Genomic DNA, 16,470 nt, shown 5'->3' on the forward strand with positions numbered 1-16,470 from the left:
CCAGACACAGCAGGCCCAGGTAGCTCTTGATCACGTCACTGGTGCGCATGCCCAGCGTGGTGGGGAAGCGGCTGTCGATGCTGTCGACGCCAGCGATCTCGAAGCATTGCCCGATGATGGACAGCCCGGCGTGGCTGGTGAGGGTGCGGCGACTGGCGCGGAACTTGACGTTGGGCATGGCACTGTCTGGGTGAATGGCGATATTCGCTATATTGCCATGCAGTTCAGTAGGTTAGAAGCATTCCTGGGGGCCGGTCTCACGGATTCAGGTAATAGTAATCCCGGATCAGACCAGTTCATAGCCAGAGGGTTAAGAAGCACACATAATCCGACTAGGCAGATACACGCCCCCACTGCTTTGATTTTAGATATAGCTGTCCCCGAGATCATTGCTTCCAATGGTATCGCCCATAGAAACATTGTATACGCTAGTAATACTGCACGACTTGCCTCAATCCACTGCAAAGCAACAGCGGTTAGCCCCAGCATCAATTCGTGAATGATATCAAACCGTGGGATCAAACAAGCCGAGTTCGACCAGCGGCCGAAATGATGGTGGCGTTTATTGGCGCGCATAGAGATGAGCACGGGATCGAGCCGATCTGTAATGTTTTCCTGATCGCCCCGTCCACATACTTTGAACATCTGGCCTAGCACGCCGGCGCGGCCGTCAGTTCGCGCAAGGCGCGATAAGGCACTGCGGCCTGAGAACCGCCATGTTTTCAAGGAAAACTGAAGCGTCTACGGCGTTCGGATATTTGCTGGTGCAATCGGCAATCGGCCAGGATACAACGACCCGCTCAGTCGGACGGTCGCATCAGTTCCCATGCTTCGGTGACAGTCGCATAGTCGCGGTAGCCCATGCGCGCGATGGGCCGCGCTTTAACGGTATCAAAACGTCCATCCCGAATGAACGCGTCATTGATATGCGTGCGGACCACCTCACCCAACACAAGATAGCTGTCGGTCAGACAGCCATGCCGGTCGCGCAACTGCGTGATCGACAGCGTGACACATTCCAGCGCGGCTGGGCTTTCGGCAACAAAGGGGGCGGCGATCTCGATGCTGTGCCCGCGCGTCAGCCCGGCTGCGGTAAATTCATCCGCCCCGTCGGCCAGCGGGGCCGAGGTCACATTCATCGCCTGCGCCAGAGCTTCGGTCACCAGCGAAAAGGTGAATTCCCCCCGGTCACGCGCATTGACGACCGAGTGTTTGTCCCCCTCAGACGTGAAGCTGATAATATGCGGACTGGTCCCGTGCAGTGTGAAAAAGCTGTAGGGCGCAAGGTTGGAAATACCATCCGCGTTAAGCGTGCCGATCCAGCCGATGGGGCGTGGCGCGATGATCGCCTTGAACGGGTCGTGTTTCAACAGGGGGGGGCGATCGATTCCGTAGTGCATTCATATCTCCTTTCGGCGGCAGAAAATGTTCGGGGTTGCGGGGAGTAGCGGCCCCGCGCTCAGGCGCGGTAGGCCACTCCGTCGCGCCCGGGATCGGCGGCGCCGGTGACCTGGCCATCGCGCACCGCAATCGCATGGACCCAGCCAAAAGTGTAGCCATGAGGATTGCGCTGGACCGCATAGCCAAGCGCCTCCAGCGGTGCCAGCACATCGCGCGGGATGCGGTTGCACACATCGATGCAGTCCGAAGTGGCCGACACCCGGGGCGTGGCCACGGCACGGTCGATATCCATGCCGAAATCGAAATGGTTCACAATTGTCTGCAAAACCCCCATCACGATCTGCGTGCCGCCCGGTGCCCCCAGGATCAGCCGAGGCCCGCTGGCGTCATGCACGATCGTCGGGGCGGATGCGGTGAAACGCGACTTGCCCGGCGCCAACGATCCGGGCTTGCCGGGCCGGGGATCGAACACGCTCATGCAGCCGTTGAGCATGAAACCCGTGCCTCGCGGCATAACGCCCGAGGGCATCGCCAGCGAATGGGTCATCGCCACACAGCAGCCGTCTGCATCGCGCACCGACAGATGGGTCGTGTCGCGGGGTACAGGGGCGTGGGTGTTCAGGCGCGGCACATGGGCCACCTCGCCCCTGCGGATGTCATCGGCCATCCGGGCGGCGCGCCCCTTGTCTAGAAGCATCTCCAGCGGCACGTCGCAAAAGCCCGGATCGCCGACGTAGCGGTCCTTGTCCACTGTTGCGCGTTTCATCACCTCGCACAGGATGCGGATATATTCGGGGCTATTGTGACCCAGCGCGGGCAGATCGAAGTTTTCAAGGATGTTCAGCATCTGCAGCAGCATGATTCCGCCGCCGGGCGGCTGGTTCGTCGCAATCCGCAAGCCATGATAGGTGCCCTCCAGAGGCGGCCGGAACTCTGGCCGGACGGCGGCAAGATCCGCGCGGGTGACAAGGCCACCACCCTGTTCCATCGCCTCGACCACCAGATCGCCGATGGGACCCTCATGCAGTGCATCGGCCCCGTCACGGGCGATGAGGCGCAGCACCTCCGCGTAGTCAGGGTTGACGATTACAGTGCCGATGGACTTCGGGTTGCCATCCGCATCGCACAACAGGCGCCTCCCGCCCTCAGAATACCGCAGCCGGTCGCGTGTCGGCGCGCGGCCATAGCCATCGCCTTCCATAAAGAACGTGTACATCGCGGGCCGCACGACATACCCCTCCTGCGCCCAGCGGATCGCGGGGGCGACAACATCAGCCCAGGGCAGCCTGCCGAACCGCTGGTGCGCGACCTCATAGGCGCGCAGGCTGGCGGGCACCGCGACCGCGCCCGCGCCAAGGTCGTTGACCCGGCCCCGCAACAGGAAGCCGAAACCGTCCGGTGCCTCGCCCTCGACCAGACCGGCCCACATGTCTTCGGTTACGGCAGCGGGCGCGGAGGCGTGAAAATCCAGATACTCCTGCCTGCCCGTCGCCGGATCATGGATCGCCATGGAGCCGAAGCCCGCGATCCCGCACATCAGCGGGTCCACCACTGTCTGCGCCAATGCGGTCGCGATCGTGGCATCGACGGCATTGCCACCGGCCCGCAAGATCTCGACCCCGCTTTCGGCGGCCTCGGGCTGCGGCGCAACGACCATTCCCTTGTCAGTCATGGTATATCTTCCTTACAGCTTCACATCATGGCGGGGGCGACCCCAGTCGGCCGCCTCGTCTACGGCCCGAGCCACATCCTCTTCCAGCATCAGCCCTGCATCGACGAGCCTGCGCGCTGCCGCGCCGATCGCGCGCGAATAGCCCGCGGCATCGCCATAGCGTTCGGTCACCGATACCCTCGGATCGCCGGTCTGCGCGCGTTCATCTGCGCGGGTGGGTAGGGGGATGTAGCTGCCGGTGATGCCTTCCAGCGCGCCCAGCCCGAAGGTGGCATTGCGCAGGCTCCAGCCGGTGTAGGTGCCCAGCGGCGCCTGCACCATCGGCACACGGATGCCCGCAACATCATTGCCATCGGCATCCGTGGCCGGAACCTGCACGCAGTATTCCCCGCCCGGCAGATCGGGCGGATCTTTCGCGATCAGGCCACGATCGATGTCGGGGCCGAAATCCATCAGCTCCAGCCGGCTGGGACCGCGCGGCAGCGCCACGCCGGGGATCTGTGGAAACCCGGCCTTCCAGTCATCGAATGCGACCAGCGTACCGTCCGACCTGCGCGGCATCCGGCTTTCAGGCGGTGCGATGTCCCGCGACACCCAGGCATCGAGGTTATCCAGCGTCGCGCGGAACAGCATCGAGCTGGCGGCGACGTTGAAATAGGTCTGGCTCATGCCATAACCGGGCTTCTCGACCTTTGGCGCGGCGAAATGCTGCGTGCTAGCCCAGTGATAGATCCGCACGCCGTCAGGCAGCGGCAGATCGCGGCCTTCGGTGTCGGTATGCACTAGCGAAGCGCGGCGGTGCCAGTATTCGGCGGCGGTGTCGGTATGGATCACCTTGGGGTCGGTGTCAGGCCGCTTCAGGATGCCATCGACCGCGCCAGTCAGATGGTCGGTCGATACGGCGTAGGCAAAGGGAAAGCGGTCGGCGGGCGAGAAATGGTTCTCGAACTCCTGCCCCGGCAGCAGGACGAGGTTGGCAAAACGGTGGTTCATCCACATCTTGCCTGCCCCCGCCACATGCGGCAGCACACCGTCGAACACCCGGCGGCCTGCGGCATCGGCGTTGAAGCCCAGATAGAGGGCATCGCGGATGCAGCGCCCGGTCTGCGACCGGCCCCATGCATAAGCGTAATCCACCCGCCCGCCGTTGTCCTTCAGGGGGTTTGGCGTACCGTTGGCATCGGCATCGCCGTATTTCAGGAAGGATACCGCATCGCGCACCGCCAGATGCCCCAGCCCCAGCACCTGCGGGTCGCGCGCTTCATAGACAATCTCGTAGATCCAGCCGGTCTCGAACCCTTCGGGGAGATAGACATGGCTGTCGGACGGCACGACGGCGTTTTCCATCCCCTGGTTGTCGACACCCGGGCCCTGTTCCACCCGTGCGAAGGACCAGCGGTCGGCGGGAATATCCTCACGCGGGCTCCAGGCATAGCGGCGGCGGCTGAGGCGTGCGCGGCCGGTGTCGGTGGAGACAGCGGGGTTTGAGCGCGCCGTTACCAGCGAACTCAACGGGAATACCGTGACCCCCGGCCCGCCCGCGATCAGTTCGGTCCGCACGGTACCGGTCAGCGGCGCGTCGCCATCGGTGGCGACGGGCACATCGAATAGCATCCGCCCGTCACCGGGCAGCAGATCGCCCTGCCAGCCCATCCACAGGATATGATAGCCCCGCCGCATCAGGAACCCGTTGCCCGCATCCGCCAGGGTGCGCGGCGCATTGGTTTTTGGCGCGTCGTTGAAGAACTGAAGCGCGCGCTTGTTGCCCCGGTTGCCATAGTCATAGAACAGTCGCCCGTTGCCGCACGTGCCATCGACGGGGCGCAGGATCTCGAAATCCGCGGCACAATGCACCCGTCCGTCTGCGTCGCGCGGTGCCAGCGCGATATCGGTCACCGCTTGCTGCGCGGGTGCCAGCGGATCAACCGCGAAATACACCCGACCCCAGATATGTTCATAGCTGCCGCTCTCGCCAAAACTCGCGCCATCTGCGAAGGGCGCGCGGTGGTGAATGTCGAAGGTGATCTTGTTGGTCATGTGGGACAGTCCATGGATGTTCGGGAAACAGGGGTCACGCCAGTGCGCCGGGGGTATCGGCAGGGGCGGGCAGTGGATAGTGGCAGCGGAAAGAGCTGGTCCTGCTGTCGGTCACATCGGGCGCTACGGTTGTGCAGCACCCGCCATCGGCACGTGGGCAGCGGGGGTGGAATGCACAGCCGGAAGGCGGGTTGACGGGGTTGGGAAATTCGGCCGCCAGCCCGAGTTCGGGGACGCCCTGCCCCGCCTTTGCGGGTAGCACGGCGCGCAGTAGCGCCTGCGTGTAAGGGTGGCGCGGCGCCCTGAACAGCGCGCGTGCATCCCCCTCTTCGACAATCTGGCCCAGGTACATCACCGCCACCCGGTCAGCTAGATGGTGGATCACCGACAGGTCATGGCTGATCAGGATCATGGTGATCCCCCATTCCCGCTTCAGTCGGTTCAGCAGGTTGAGGATCTGGCTCTGCACCGAGACATCCAACGCCGAGGTCGGCTCATCGCAAATCAGGATCTCGGGTTCCGCGATCAGCGCGCGGGCGATGGCCACGCGCTGCCGCTGCCCGCCTGACAGCTGGCCCGGATAAGCGTCAATCAGATGCTGCGGCAGGCCGACCGAGGCCGCAAGTTCGCGTACCTTCTCGCGCCGCGACCGGGCTGTACCGGTGCCGCGCACGGTCAGCGGCGCGGCGATGGTGGCTGCAACGGTCATGCGCGGGTTCAGCGATGAATACGGGTCCTGATAGACCGCCTGGATCAGTCGCGCACGGTCCAGCCGGGTGTAGCTGTTCAGCGCCCGTCCGCCGATGCGCACGGTGCCCGAACTGGGCTCTTCGATGCCCAGCAACATCCGTGACAGCGTGGACTTGCCGCAACCGCTTTCGCCGACAAGGCCCAGCGTCTCGCCCTTTTCAACAGTCAGGTCGATGCCGCGCAGCGCCTGAAGGGTGCGGCGGCGCGCGAAGATGCCGCCCACGGCATAGCCCCTGGTGACGGCATTCATTTCCAGCACGGTATCGGTCATGCGGTTTCCTCGGGCAGGCGCGTCCACACATCGGGGTCGCGCGCGGCTGTGTCGGGGGCCAGCACGCAGCGCATGCTGTGCGGGGCCGCGTCCGGGGATGCGACATCGCGCATCGGCACAGCAGCCTGGGTGCAGACGGGCTGCGCATAGGGGCAGCGCCCGGCAAAGCCGCAACTGTCACGCGGACCGGTTTGACGCGGCACGACCCCGGGGATAAAGCCCAGATCATCGCCGGGCTGCGTCTCGCCCGGGCGCGGCAGCGATTGCAGCAACCCCTCGGTGTAGGGATGCAGCGGACCGGACAGGATCTGGTCGCAGGTGCCGCTTTCCACGATCTCGCCGCCGTACATCACGATGATGCGGTCCGCGACACCTGCCACCACGCCCAGATCATGGGTGATGATGATCAGCCCCAGCCCCATCTCTTCCTGAATATCCTTTAGAAGCCGCAGGATCTGCGCCTGAATGGTCACATCCAGCGCCGTCGTCGGCTCATCCGCGATGATCAGGTCGGGCTCGCACAACAGCGCCATGGCGATCACGACCCGCTGGCGCAGCCCCCCCGACAACTGGTGCGGGTATTGCCGCAGCCGGTCCGCAGGTGACGGGATGCCCACCCGGGTCAGCAGGTCCAGCGCCCGCGCCATCGCGCTCTTGTGCGAGATGCGGCGATGCTGACGCAGGATTTCGCACATCTGGTTGCCGATGGTGTAGCAGGGGTCGAGTGCGGTCATCGGATCCTGAAAGATCATCGACACGCGGTTGCCGCGCAGCCGCCGCCACTGGCGGTCCGACGCCTGCGCAAGATCCTTACCATCAAAGACATGCGCCGCGACCGTGGGACGGGCCGCACGGGGCAGAAGCCCCATGACCGCCAGCGCCGTCAGGGACTTGCCGCAACCGGATTCGCCCACGATGGCCAGGGTTTCGCCGCGCGCCACCTCCAGATCGACACGGCGCACCGGGTGCAGCATGCCGTTGGCCAGCGGAATATCGACCTTTAGATCGCGGATATTCAGCAGTTCTGCGCTCATGCCTTGCCCTCCGGTGTGGTGATATCGCGGAGGGCATCGCCCAGCAGGTTGATCGAGAGGATCAGGCAGACCAGTGCCACCCCGGGGATCGCGATCATCCATGGCCGGAACAGCAACTGGCTTTTCGCCTCGGCGATCATCAGCCCCCAGCTGACAAGCGGCGGCTGAACGCCGAGGCCCAGAAACGACAGTGACGCCTCCAGCAAGATCGCATGCGCCAGCTCGATAGAAGCGACGACGATTAGCGGGCCGGTGATATTGGGCAATATCTCACGCAGGATGATACGCAGGGTTGAGCTGCCGATGGTCCGCGCCGATGTCACGAACTCGCGCCCCGCCAGCGTCTGGGTGGCGGACCGGGTGACAATGGCGAAACGGTCCCACAGTAACAGGCCGATCACCATGACCAGCAGCGTCAGCGAATTGCCCATCACCGCCACGACCACCAGCGCCACCAGAACAACCGGCAGCGTCAGGCGGATGTTGATCAGGAAATTCACCGTCAGATCGACCCAGCCACCGAAGTATCCCGCCGCAAGGCCCAGCGAGACACCGATAAAGCCCGACACCAGCACGGTCAGAAACCCCAGCATCACTGATGTGCGCGCCCCGAACAGCAGGCGCGAGAACACGTCGCGCCCCAGATTGTCAGTGCCCAGCAGATGTGCGGTACTGCCGCCTTCCGCCCAGAGCGGCGGCACAAAGCGCGCGCCAAGGCTTTGCGCCGCAGGGTCGTAGGGCGCGATCAAAGGGGCCAACAGCGCGGCCAGCACGATCAGGAACAAGATGCCGCCGCCTGCCCAGAAGCCCGTGTGTTTCAACGCGCGGCGCAGCGTGACCTGTCCCGGCGATAGCACCGCAACGGGTGCCGTGGCGGCGGTGTCTGTAGCAGCGGGATGCGTCGCAGGTCCGGGGATATGTGTGTCAGTCATCTGATCCTCACGATACGCGGATGCGCGGGTCGATTGCCGCGTTTAGCAGGTCGGCGGCAAGGGTCAGCACGGCATAGGCGGCGGCAATCACCAGCAAGATCGCCTGAATCACCTGAATGTCGGCGCGTTGGATCGATTCCCACGCCAGATAGCCGATCCCCTTGAGCGAGAAGACGGATTCGACAATGATCGACCCGCCCAGCATGAAACCCATTTCAACCGCGGAGATGGAAACAATGGGTGCAATGGCATGGCGCAGCGCGTGGCGGATCACCACCCGCCAGGGTGACAAGCCATAGGCCCGTGCGGTGCGGACGTGATCCGATTGCAGCGCTTCCATCATCCCCGACCGGGTCAGGCGCATGATTGATGGCGTCGCGTAATATCCCAGCGCCACGACCGGCAGGATGAAATGCTGCCACGTGTCCCCGCCCGAGATCGGCAGCACGCGCAGCCAGACGCCGAAGACATACATCAGCCCGATGGCCACCAGAAACGACGGCATTGCCTGCCCCGCCACCGCCAGCCACAGGGCAAAGCGGTCGATGATCGTGTTGGGCCAGAGCGCGGCCGCAACGCCCAGCGTGATCGACAGCACCAGCGCGAAGGCCAGCGCCGAAACGCCCAGTGTCGCGGTCACGGCCAGCCGCTCAGGTAGCAGATCCGCCACATCGGTGCGCAGGTAGTAGGACCGTCCGAAATCGCCCTGAAACAAGCCGCCCACCCAGTCCAGATATTGGACCGGCAACGGGCGGTCGAAACCGAAAGTGTCACGGATGACGCGGACATCCTCGGGGCTGGCGCCATCGCCCGCCATGGTGGCCGCGGGGTCGCCGGAAAGATGCAGCAGAAGGAATGCCAGAATTGACGTGACGGTCAACACCGCCAGCATCACCCCGAACCGCTTCAGGATATAAAATGCCATACGACCTCGCGGTGCCGGGGCAAAGGTGCCCGGCCCATAGCTTGGGAGATTGGTGAAAGTATGCTGCAGGAACGCGGGAGCCGGCTTTGTCGTCCCGCACATTTGGTATCAGGATGTCAGAGCGGGGCGCCGTTTCGCTGGATACACACGCTCCGCTCTGCTCGGTCGGACCGGGTGGTTACGTTACTTCCACGATCCCAGGTAGAAATGCGCCAGTTCGTCATCCGTGATCGGATAGTCGAACTCATCGTTGAAACCATAGGTCCGCGCATAAAGGAACAGCGGCACCTTGTAGGCCTCATCCGCGATGCGGTTCAGCGCCCGGGAATAAAGTGCGTTGCGCGCCTCGGGGTCGGTTTCGACATTCGCCTCTTCCAGCCAGCGGGTGACATCCGCATCGCGGGCATAATCCATCTCGCCGCCGTCAAAGTAATACCCGGTCGAGGCAGACACATCGAGCACCCCATTCGAGCCCCATGTCAGGTTGCCCAGTTCAACCTCACCACCCGCCAGCGCAGGCCGCAGCACGCCCCATTGCACGAAGTTCAGATCGGCATTGATGCCCACCTCGCGCAGGTAGTTCAGAATGGCTTCGGCATACTGACGGTCGCGATAGCTCCAGAACGGCAGGGAAAGCCCGTCGGCATAACCTGCTTCGGCCAGCAGGGCGCGGGCCTTTTCGGGGTCATAATCGTATTGAGTCACATCGGTTTCGCAACCCGATTGCGCCGGTGCGCAGAGCGAGGGCAGCACGCGCGACCCGTCACCCACCAGGTTTTCGACAATCGCTTCGCGGTCGATGGCATGGGCGATGGCCTGACGTACCCGCACATCGGTCGTGGGGGCGTCTTCGCCGCTGCGGCCCGCGGCATCCAGTTCCAGAAACGACATCCGCAGCGTCGGCGCGGCGACAACCTCGATCCCGTCCATGCTGGACAGCATGTCGACATTCTCGGTCGGCACGCCCCAGATCCAGTCGACACCGCCGGTCACCAGTTCGGCGATCTGGGTTTCGGGGTCCTGAATGGTGCGGAAGACGATGGTACCGATCTGCGGCATGCCCTTGGGGCTATCGGCGAAGTAACCTTCGTTCTTTTCCAGCGTCAGACCGTCGCCCGACGTGAATTCCGTCATCTGATAGGGGCCGGTGCAGACCGGCGTCACTGCACCGTTATCACGGCGCTGCGCGCCATCGGCACCGGGCACCACGGGGGCGTTGTCGTAATGTCCGTCCGGAAAGATCGGCATAGTGCCGGTCATATATTCCAGCGCCGCCGGGGTGGGTGACTTTGCGTGGATGCGTACTGAATTGGGGCCGGTCACCTCGACATAGTCGATCCAGCTGGTCAGCTGCTGTGTCTGGCTTTCATTCGCGGGGTCGGACACGAAGTTCAGTGTATAGGCCACATCTTCGGGGCCAAAGGCCCGGCCATCATGAAAGGTTACGCCTTCCCGCAGCGTGACATCCATGGTGGTCGCATCGATCCATTCCCATGATGTTGCAAGCAGAGGCTCATAGGCATCGGTCAGCGGATCGCGGTAGATCAGGCTGTCACACATCGCATAGGTTACAATCAGCGTTTCGCGCAGGTTCGCGAAATAGATATCGGCAGATCCGATCTCATTCGCGGTGGCCCAGGTAAACGTGTCATCAACCTTGCCCGCCATGAGCGGCTCGGTCGAAACGGCGAGAAGAAGGGCACCAGTCAGACCAATACGTACAAACATTTTTTGTCCCTGTTGTTTTTGCCCCGACACCTGGTGACATCCCCCCCGTCCCCCTGAGCCGGCAAGGTTCAGGGCATCGCCAGTTTCGACGATGGGATAAGAGCGCGGGCGCCTGAGAACTATCAGGCCGCCGCCAGTGTAAGGCTCGTTTATAATGATTTGAGGCTATCAATCCTTGTGGGCCAGGGCAATTTCGTGTTGTGTATCAGTTCATGCATTCCCTGTAAGGAGGAACCAATGAAACTTCGCGGCCTTGAAGCCCTGCGCGCCTTCATGGAGGGCGGAAGCCTGAATGTGGCGGCCGAACTGATGAACTGCACGCAGCCGCAGGTCAGCCGCCTTCTCACCGCGCTGGAGGAAGAGGTCGGCTTTCCCCTGTTCGACCGCAAGGTGCGGCGGCTGGAACCCACCGACGAGGCGTGGCTGATCTACCAGCAAGTCGAACTGGCGCTGACGGAACTGGATGAGGTGACGGAAACCGCGAAACGCCTGCGCATGGGGCTGAAAACCCATGTACGCGTGCTGGCCGCGCCCTATGCGCTGGACGCGCTGTTTCTGGAGCCGCTGCGGCGGCTCAGGGATGACTATCCGCAAGTCACCGCCGGGATCGACATGCGCACGCGGCTGGAGATCGAACCCTCACTCAGACGCGAACGTTTTGACCTGGGCGTGGCCACCCTGCCGCTGGAATCGGATGCGCTGGACAGCGCGCCGCTGGCACGGGTGCCCATGGTCGTGGTGATGAGTGCGGATCACCCGCTGGCGGCGCGGCCCCATGTGACGGTGCACGATATGGTGGGTGAACCGCTGGTGTCCAACGCAACGAACACGCTGGTCCGGCGGGTGTTGCAGCAGTGCTTCGATGAGATCGGCGCGCGCCCCGACATCCGCTACCAGACGCCGAATGGCCCGGTTACCTGTGAGCTGGCGGGGCGGGGATTTGGCCTGGGGCTGGCGGATGGGTTCGTCGCGCGCTCCTGCCTGCGGCCCGGTGCCGTGATGCGCCTGTTCTATCCGGTCAGGACCATTCCCTACGTGCTGTTTTTTCCCCGCTATCAGACCCGCAGTCAGGCCGCCCGGACGCTGGCTGCGTATATTCACGAAGAGGCTGCGCGGCAGATTACGCTATCACCCTTCGACACGGTAACGGCCTGATATCGCATTGCCCTAAAAAGGGGTCATCCTCAATTTGTGTGGTGGAGCGAAAGCAATCGAGCCTTAACCCGCCTAATTCACCGGTCTGAGCCAGAAAGGAAGATGGCGAATGGTTTTCTCTTGTAGAATCAAGCTGTTCCTGGCAGAACACGAGTCAAAAGAATCTCTCGCTATGGGTGAAACCCTAACCACCTGGAAGCCCTCCTGCAATAGCTCTGTACGTGTCGAGATGAGCGGCCAGCGCTCCACCAGCGACAGCGGCGCTCTGCTGCTGCGCGAAGCTCTCGATAACAGCGGCGTAATCGATGCGCTGGAGGACAATCTGGTCGACCGTCGCCACCCGCTGCGTATCCGTCATTCGCTGGCCAGCTAGCTGCGCACCTTGGTGCTGCAGCGCGCGATGGGCTGGATCGACCTCAGCGATACCGTACATGAGGGCCTGCTGCGCCTGGCGAACTGGTGCCTGACCTCGCTGAAGGGCGGCGAACGCCCCACACACCTGACCCTGGATATCGACGGTCTGCAGATTGAGGTCCACGGTCATCAGGGAGGCTCAGCGTTTCATGGTCTTTACGGTGCACGGATCTACTCGCCGCTGGTCGCCTCGTTGGCCGAGACCGGCGACATGATGGGCGGCCTGCTGCGCGAGGACAACGCCGACACCTGGATCCCGCATCTGGTACGGCGACTCAACGAGAGCACCGGGACCCAGGTACGGGTGCGCATCGACGCCGGTTTCACCGACAACGCGACGCTGGAGGCCCTGGAAGGTCGTGACATCGAGTACCTGGGCCAGCTGCGTAGCCACACGAGCCTGCAGAAGTTGGCGGTGCCTTACCTGAAGCGACTCCGAGGCCGCCCGCCCGAGCAGCTTCGTGAGTGGTGCTACGACCTTGAGTATCAAGCCGATTCCTAGCCGCCGTCCTGGCCCTCTACCGCAAGCGCGGCAGCGCCGATGCGCACATGGGCGAGGTAAAGTCAGCACTCGACGTGCACCTCTTGTCGACGGATCGCGGCGCCTTCACCGTCCAGGATGTGAAGGCCCGCAACGAGGTGAGCCTACTGCTGAGTCTCTATGCCTACCAGGTACTGCATGTTCTACGCTGCCTGCTGGAGCACCAAACTCGTCAGGGCTGGGGCCTGACACGGATGCGCGAGCAGGTGTTCAAGATCGCCGCCACACTATCGCTGCACGCCTGGCGTATCACCGTTCACCTCGGCGACGCCGCCGACAAATGGTGGCCAACCTTGCTGAGGGGGCTGCCGAAGCTGACCGCGCTGAGCTGACGCGCCGGCGATACCACAACGGATCCAAGAGCAAGGCGTCCACCACGGTGGCTCACGACTACGGCTGCTCTGATGACCGTAATTCATTCCTGAAGGTTATAGAGCGGCAAAGAAAACGCTCTTATTGGGTATATATCGGCAGGTTTTTACGCCGCAAATGCTCTCTTGAGGGACGGTGCCGGCAGCAAGGGCCTTCAAGACACTCGATCAGCGCCCTCATGAATGAGGCGGGCTGAACTCCGATGGCCTCAGTCAAAGCTGGCGAGCTTACGCCGCTTGAGGAAGCTGGCGTGGCCATCATCGCGACGAGCGCCAGCCCAAGGAATAGACACCTTGGTAATGACAACTTCGCAGCTTACGAAGGTATTACGGCGCCTGGGGTTGTAGAACATCTCGATATAATCGAACACCGATCCTGGCAGCCTCCCGGGTCGGATAGCTTGGTCGCTCGTGAATCAGAAGCTGCGGCCAGTGTCAGTTTCCGTACGCTGTTCGTGACTCACCCCTTTGCTTGGTTATCGAATCGTAATGCGGTTCTCAGCGCTAACTGTCCGATAAGGGCGGCCATGGCCAGCACCATGGCCGTTGCCTGAGCCGGATTATCACCCAGTCCGGCGAGTGCGGTACACAAAGCACCGATGCCCATCTGAGCAAATCCGTAGAGGCCGGCGGCCGAGCCCACAACAGTGGGATTGATGCTGACGGCCAGCGTCAGTGCCGTAGGGCCGGTCATCCCCACGCCTAGTGTGAACAGCAGCATCGAAGCCTCAAGGGTGATGACGGACATCCAGCCGGCGTATACGACGACCAGCATCGAGATTCCTCCGGCCAGGCTCAGCAGGCTCGCCACCAGCATCAATCGCGCGAGCCCGACACGATGAATGGTGCGGTTGGTGATGAAGTTGCCCAGCGAGACGCTCAGTATCAGCAGAGAGAGATAATACGCCACGTGGCTCTCTGGCTTTCCTAGCTGTTCGACGAAGATGAACGGCGCCGAGGCAACGAAGGCAAACATAGCCGTGGTGGCGCAGCCTCCTCCAATCGCATAGCCGATGAAAGCGGGGGAGTGAATCAAAGTGCGATACTCATAGGCCAAACCGGGCAGGTTGACACGACCCGTGGCGTGCGCGGTTTCCGGCATTAGCCGCCACACGAACAGCAGGTTACCGATCCCCATCAAGCACAACGCCAGTAGTACGGTACGCCAGCCCAGCGTGGTGGTCAGCAGGCTCCCGACCAACGGCGCCAGCGCTGGGCCGATGGCCACCACCAAATTGAGCACCGCTAGCCGTTGTACGGCGCGGTCTGGGGCGGCAGTATCGCGGATCATGGCGCGCCCCAATGCTAGACCTGCGCATCCACCGAACGCCTGAAAGAACCGGGCCATGATCAGCGTTTCGACGCTCTGAGCTTGCCAGGCGAAGACGCCCGCGACACTGTAGATCAACATGCCCAGCATCAGCGCGGGTCTTCTACCCAGAGCATCAGAGAGCGGCCCGTAGAAGAGTTGGCCGAGCGCCAGCCCCAGGATGTAGAGGCTGATCGTCAACTGCATCTGGGCGTTATTGGCGTGCAAGGCCTCGCCGGCAATGGGTAGCGACGGCACGAAGATATGCATGGCCAATGTGCCGGCTAGCGTGATGAGCACTAGCATCCATAGTGCTGGCACTCCACGTGCGGAGGTGGCCTGTGTAGTGGTAGAGGGTGTCGAAGTGGCGGGGTCAGTCACGAATCGCCTCGTGAAGATGAAATGAGCGTCTGCAAGAACTAAATAGCACGGCAGCAATTAGCACCTTACGCGAATTACCTTTAGATGACTATTTGACCAAAGCCTCGCGAATGTCGATTTTCAAGGAAAATTGCTGCCTACGAAGGCGACGTCGCACAAGGTAGGATAATGTGTCGATTCCGTGTGTTGCCAATATCGCCACTCATCCAAACAGAGTCATGCCCAGCGTCTAATTCCGCGACAGTTGCCGCACCCTCACCAGCTATTCGGGATTGTCGATCATCGGTCAGTGCCTCGAGATTGTCGGCGGCGACAGCATCGACGGCCGTTTACCTATACCCTGATTCCGTGAAGCCAGCGCCGACACTTCCCCTATCACCTTCAGCGAGCATTTTTTGACCTCCGATTCCGTCTCAACCGCCGAATGCATCTCTGCCATGGCCAACCATAGCGGCATCGGCCGGCGACGATGACCCGTTTGCTCATGCATTGCTACCCGCCGGGTACGGTGATGCTGGCTGCCGGTGACCGTCAGCCCTCTGCGTGGTGCCTTTGTCCGACAGACGATCAGCATGGCGTGCCTCGCGGATAGCGCAGGCGGCTTCGCAGGGTGTTCAACACCGTCATGCGTCCGATGTCCTGCCCGAAGTCGAGGATGATCTGCCGCGCCTTTTGAACCACGAGCGCCGCACGATGCACCAGCTCTTGTAGCACGGTGCGGATCCGGCGCCGCTTGGCGGGATGGCGCACCGGGCTCAGCTCGCCGGTCATGCCCAGCTGCCCCATCAGCCGCAGGATGTTGTAGGCCAGCTGGGCGAGGTGCAGGATCAGATCGTTGGTGGCGAACTTGCCCGACGGCAGCCGCTCCAGGTCGAGGTCGGTCTTGATCTCACTGTGGAATTGCTCATGGGTGGCATGCGCCTGGTAGCGTTTGATCACCGCCTCCGGCGCCTCGTCCAGGCTGGTCCACCAGCCTTCCAACTCATAGTCCGGTTCGAGCAGCAACTGGCCATCGCGATCGGCGGTGCGCTCGACCAGGCGCATCACGCGTTGGACGACGTATTCGGTCTTGTTGTCGTCGTGGATCGAGACGGTCTGCGTCCACAGCGCCTGGCGCTTGCCAGGACGCAGCTCTTCCCAGTAGTCCGCCGCCACAGCCAACCAGGTATCCTGATCGGCCGTGGCCGAGCCGCGCGGGTTCCATTTGACGACATAGTCGAGCCGGCGCCCCTCGTCGGCAAAGACCTGGCGCTGCTGATCGAGAAGCGCCAGGTGCGCCTGGCTGTCGAAGCCGCTGTCCTCGCGTAACAGGATCGGTTGCTTGGTCAGGCATTGGGCGCGAGGCAGTACCCGCTCCAGGAAGGCGTTGCTCTCCTTCATGGTGTGCTGCTTGCCAGGCCGCAGTTCCAGACCCAGGCACCACCCTTCGTTGCCCAGATAGGCGGCGATCGGGGTGTAGCCATCGACCTTCTTCGAGTTGCTGTTGTCCATGACGAAGGTGTCGATGTCCAGGCAGACGTGCGTCGTCTCGGCGGTGATCGGTGCTTCG

11 protein-coding genes, 2 pseudogenes and 1 other annotated feature are annotated in these 16,470 nt (G+C 62.7%); of the genes and pseudogenes, 2 read left to right on the top strand and 11 right to left on the bottom strand.

Going from position 1 to position 16,470, the window contains the following annotated elements:
• The 9 genes and pseudogenes from AC13CY_RS13000 to AC13CY_RS13040 all read right to left on the bottom strand — a co-directional run.
• A pseudogene (locus AC13CY_RS13000) lies at positions 1-178 on the bottom strand (IS1380 family transposase); the annotation flags it as partial.
• A 347-nt stretch (positions 179-525) separates the two neighbouring features.
• Positions 526-627 (top strand) — a sequence feature (AL1L pseudoknot).
• 173 nt (positions 628-800) lie between these two features.
• Positions 801-1,400 (bottom strand): flavin reductase family protein, encoded by a 600-nt coding sequence (locus AC13CY_RS13005; protein WP_483052640.1) that lies wholly within the window; start codon positions 1,398-1,400, stop codon positions 801-803.
• 59 nt (positions 1,401-1,459) lie between these two features.
• Positions 1,460-3,073 carry a gamma-glutamyltransferase family protein gene (locus AC13CY_RS13010; protein WP_483052641.1) on the bottom strand — a complete coding sequence of 538 codons (1,614 nt, stop codon included), beginning with the start codon at positions 3,071-3,073 and terminating at the stop codon, positions 1,460-1,462.
• Positions 3,074-3,085: 12 nt separating this feature from the next.
• Positions 3,086-5,110, bottom strand: coding sequence for an alpha/beta hydrolase domain-containing protein (locus AC13CY_RS13015; protein ID WP_483052642.1), 2,025 nt, complete (start codon positions 5,108-5,110; stop codon positions 3,086-3,088).
• Between the two features lie 34 nt (positions 5,111-5,144).
• Complete coding sequence (locus tag AC13CY_RS13020) at positions 5,145-6,131, bottom strand: ABC transporter ATP-binding protein (protein WP_483052643.1); 987 nt, start codon at positions 6,129-6,131, stop codon at positions 5,145-5,147.
• The gene (locus tag AC13CY_RS13025) at positions 6,128-7,165 is read right to left on the bottom strand and encodes an ABC transporter ATP-binding protein (RefSeq protein ID WP_483052644.1); all 1,038 of its coding nucleotides are present in this window, start codon (positions 7,163-7,165) and stop codon (positions 6,128-6,130) included. The genes AC13CY_RS13020 and AC13CY_RS13025 overlap by 4 nt, the downstream gene beginning before the upstream one ends.
• Positions 7,162-8,097, bottom strand: a complete 936-nt coding sequence (locus AC13CY_RS13030) for an ABC transporter permease (protein ID WP_483052645.1) — start codon at positions 8,095-8,097, stop codon at positions 7,162-7,164. Before AC13CY_RS13030 ends, AC13CY_RS13025 begins: the two co-directional genes overlap by 4 nt.
• Positions 8,098-8,104: 7 nt before the next feature.
• Positions 8,105-9,022, bottom strand: a complete 918-nt coding sequence (locus tag AC13CY_RS13035; RefSeq protein ID WP_483052646.1) for an ABC transporter permease — start codon at positions 9,020-9,022, stop codon at positions 8,105-8,107.
• Between the two features lie 183 nt (positions 9,023-9,205).
• Entirely contained in the window at positions 9,206-10,750 is a 1,545-nt protein-coding gene (locus AC13CY_RS13040; protein ID WP_483052647.1) for an ABC transporter substrate-binding protein, read from the bottom strand.
• Between the two features lie 237 nt (positions 10,751-10,987).
• Here AC13CY_RS13040 and AC13CY_RS13045 point away from each other — a divergent pair, with 237 nt between their 5' ends.
• The gene (locus AC13CY_RS13045; protein ID WP_483052648.1) at positions 10,988-11,905 is read left to right on the top strand and encodes a LysR family transcriptional regulator; all 918 of its coding nucleotides are present in this window, start codon (positions 10,988-10,990) and stop codon (positions 11,903-11,905) included.
• A gap of 133 nt (positions 11,906-12,038) precedes the next feature.
• Positions 12,039-13,192: pseudogene (locus tag AC13CY_RS13050) on the top strand (transposase).
• 499 nt (positions 13,193-13,691) lie between these two features.
• On the opposite strand, the gene AC13CY_RS13055 reads toward AC13CY_RS13050, so the two are convergent.
• Both AC13CY_RS13055 and AC13CY_RS13060 read right to left on the bottom strand, forming a co-directional pair.
• Positions 13,692-14,921 carry a multidrug effflux MFS transporter gene (locus tag AC13CY_RS13055; protein WP_483052649.1) on the bottom strand — a complete coding sequence of 410 codons (1,230 nt, stop codon included), beginning with the start codon at positions 14,919-14,921 and terminating at the stop codon, positions 13,692-13,694.
• A 567-nt stretch (positions 14,922-15,488) separates the two neighbouring features.
• A partial coding sequence (locus tag AC13CY_RS13060) for an IS1380 family transposase (RefSeq protein ID WP_483052650.1) occupies positions 15,489-16,470 on the bottom strand: 982 nt, incomplete at its 5' end.

The organism is Vreelandella sp. L-15 (assembly GCF_056857635.1).

Bases quoted from the DNA above. Each gene is read 5' to 3' on its own strand.
- AC13CY_RS13005 (WP_483052640.1), bottom strand. From the start codon at position 1,400: ATGCACTACGGAATCGATCGCCCCCCCCTGTTGAAACACGACCCGTTC.
- AC13CY_RS13010 (WP_483052641.1), bottom strand. From the start codon at position 3,073: ATGACTGACAAGGGAATGGTCGTTGCGCCGCAGCCCGAGGCCGCCGAA.
- AC13CY_RS13015 (WP_483052642.1), bottom strand. From the start codon at position 5,110: ATGACCAACAAGATCACCTTCGACATTCACCACCGCGCGCCCTTCGCA.
- AC13CY_RS13020 (WP_483052643.1), bottom strand. From the start codon at position 6,131: ATGACCGATACCGTGCTGGAAATGAATGCCGTCACCAGGGGCTATGCC.
- AC13CY_RS13025 (WP_483052644.1), bottom strand. From the start codon at position 7,165: ATGAGCGCAGAACTGCTGAATATCCGCGATCTAAAGGTCGATATTCCG.
- AC13CY_RS13030 (WP_483052645.1), bottom strand. From the start codon at position 8,097: ATGACTGACACACATATCCCCGGACCTGCGACGCATCCCGCTGCTACA.
- AC13CY_RS13035 (WP_483052646.1), bottom strand. From the start codon at position 9,022: ATGGCATTTTATATCCTGAAGCGGTTCGGGGTGATGCTGGCGGTGTTG.
- AC13CY_RS13040 (WP_483052647.1), bottom strand. From the start codon at position 10,750: ATGTTTGTACGTATTGGTCTGACTGGTGCCCTTCTTCTCGCCGTTTCG.
- AC13CY_RS13045 (WP_483052648.1), top strand. From the start codon at position 10,988: ATGAAACTTCGCGGCCTTGAAGCCCTGCGCGCCTTCATGGAGGGCGGA.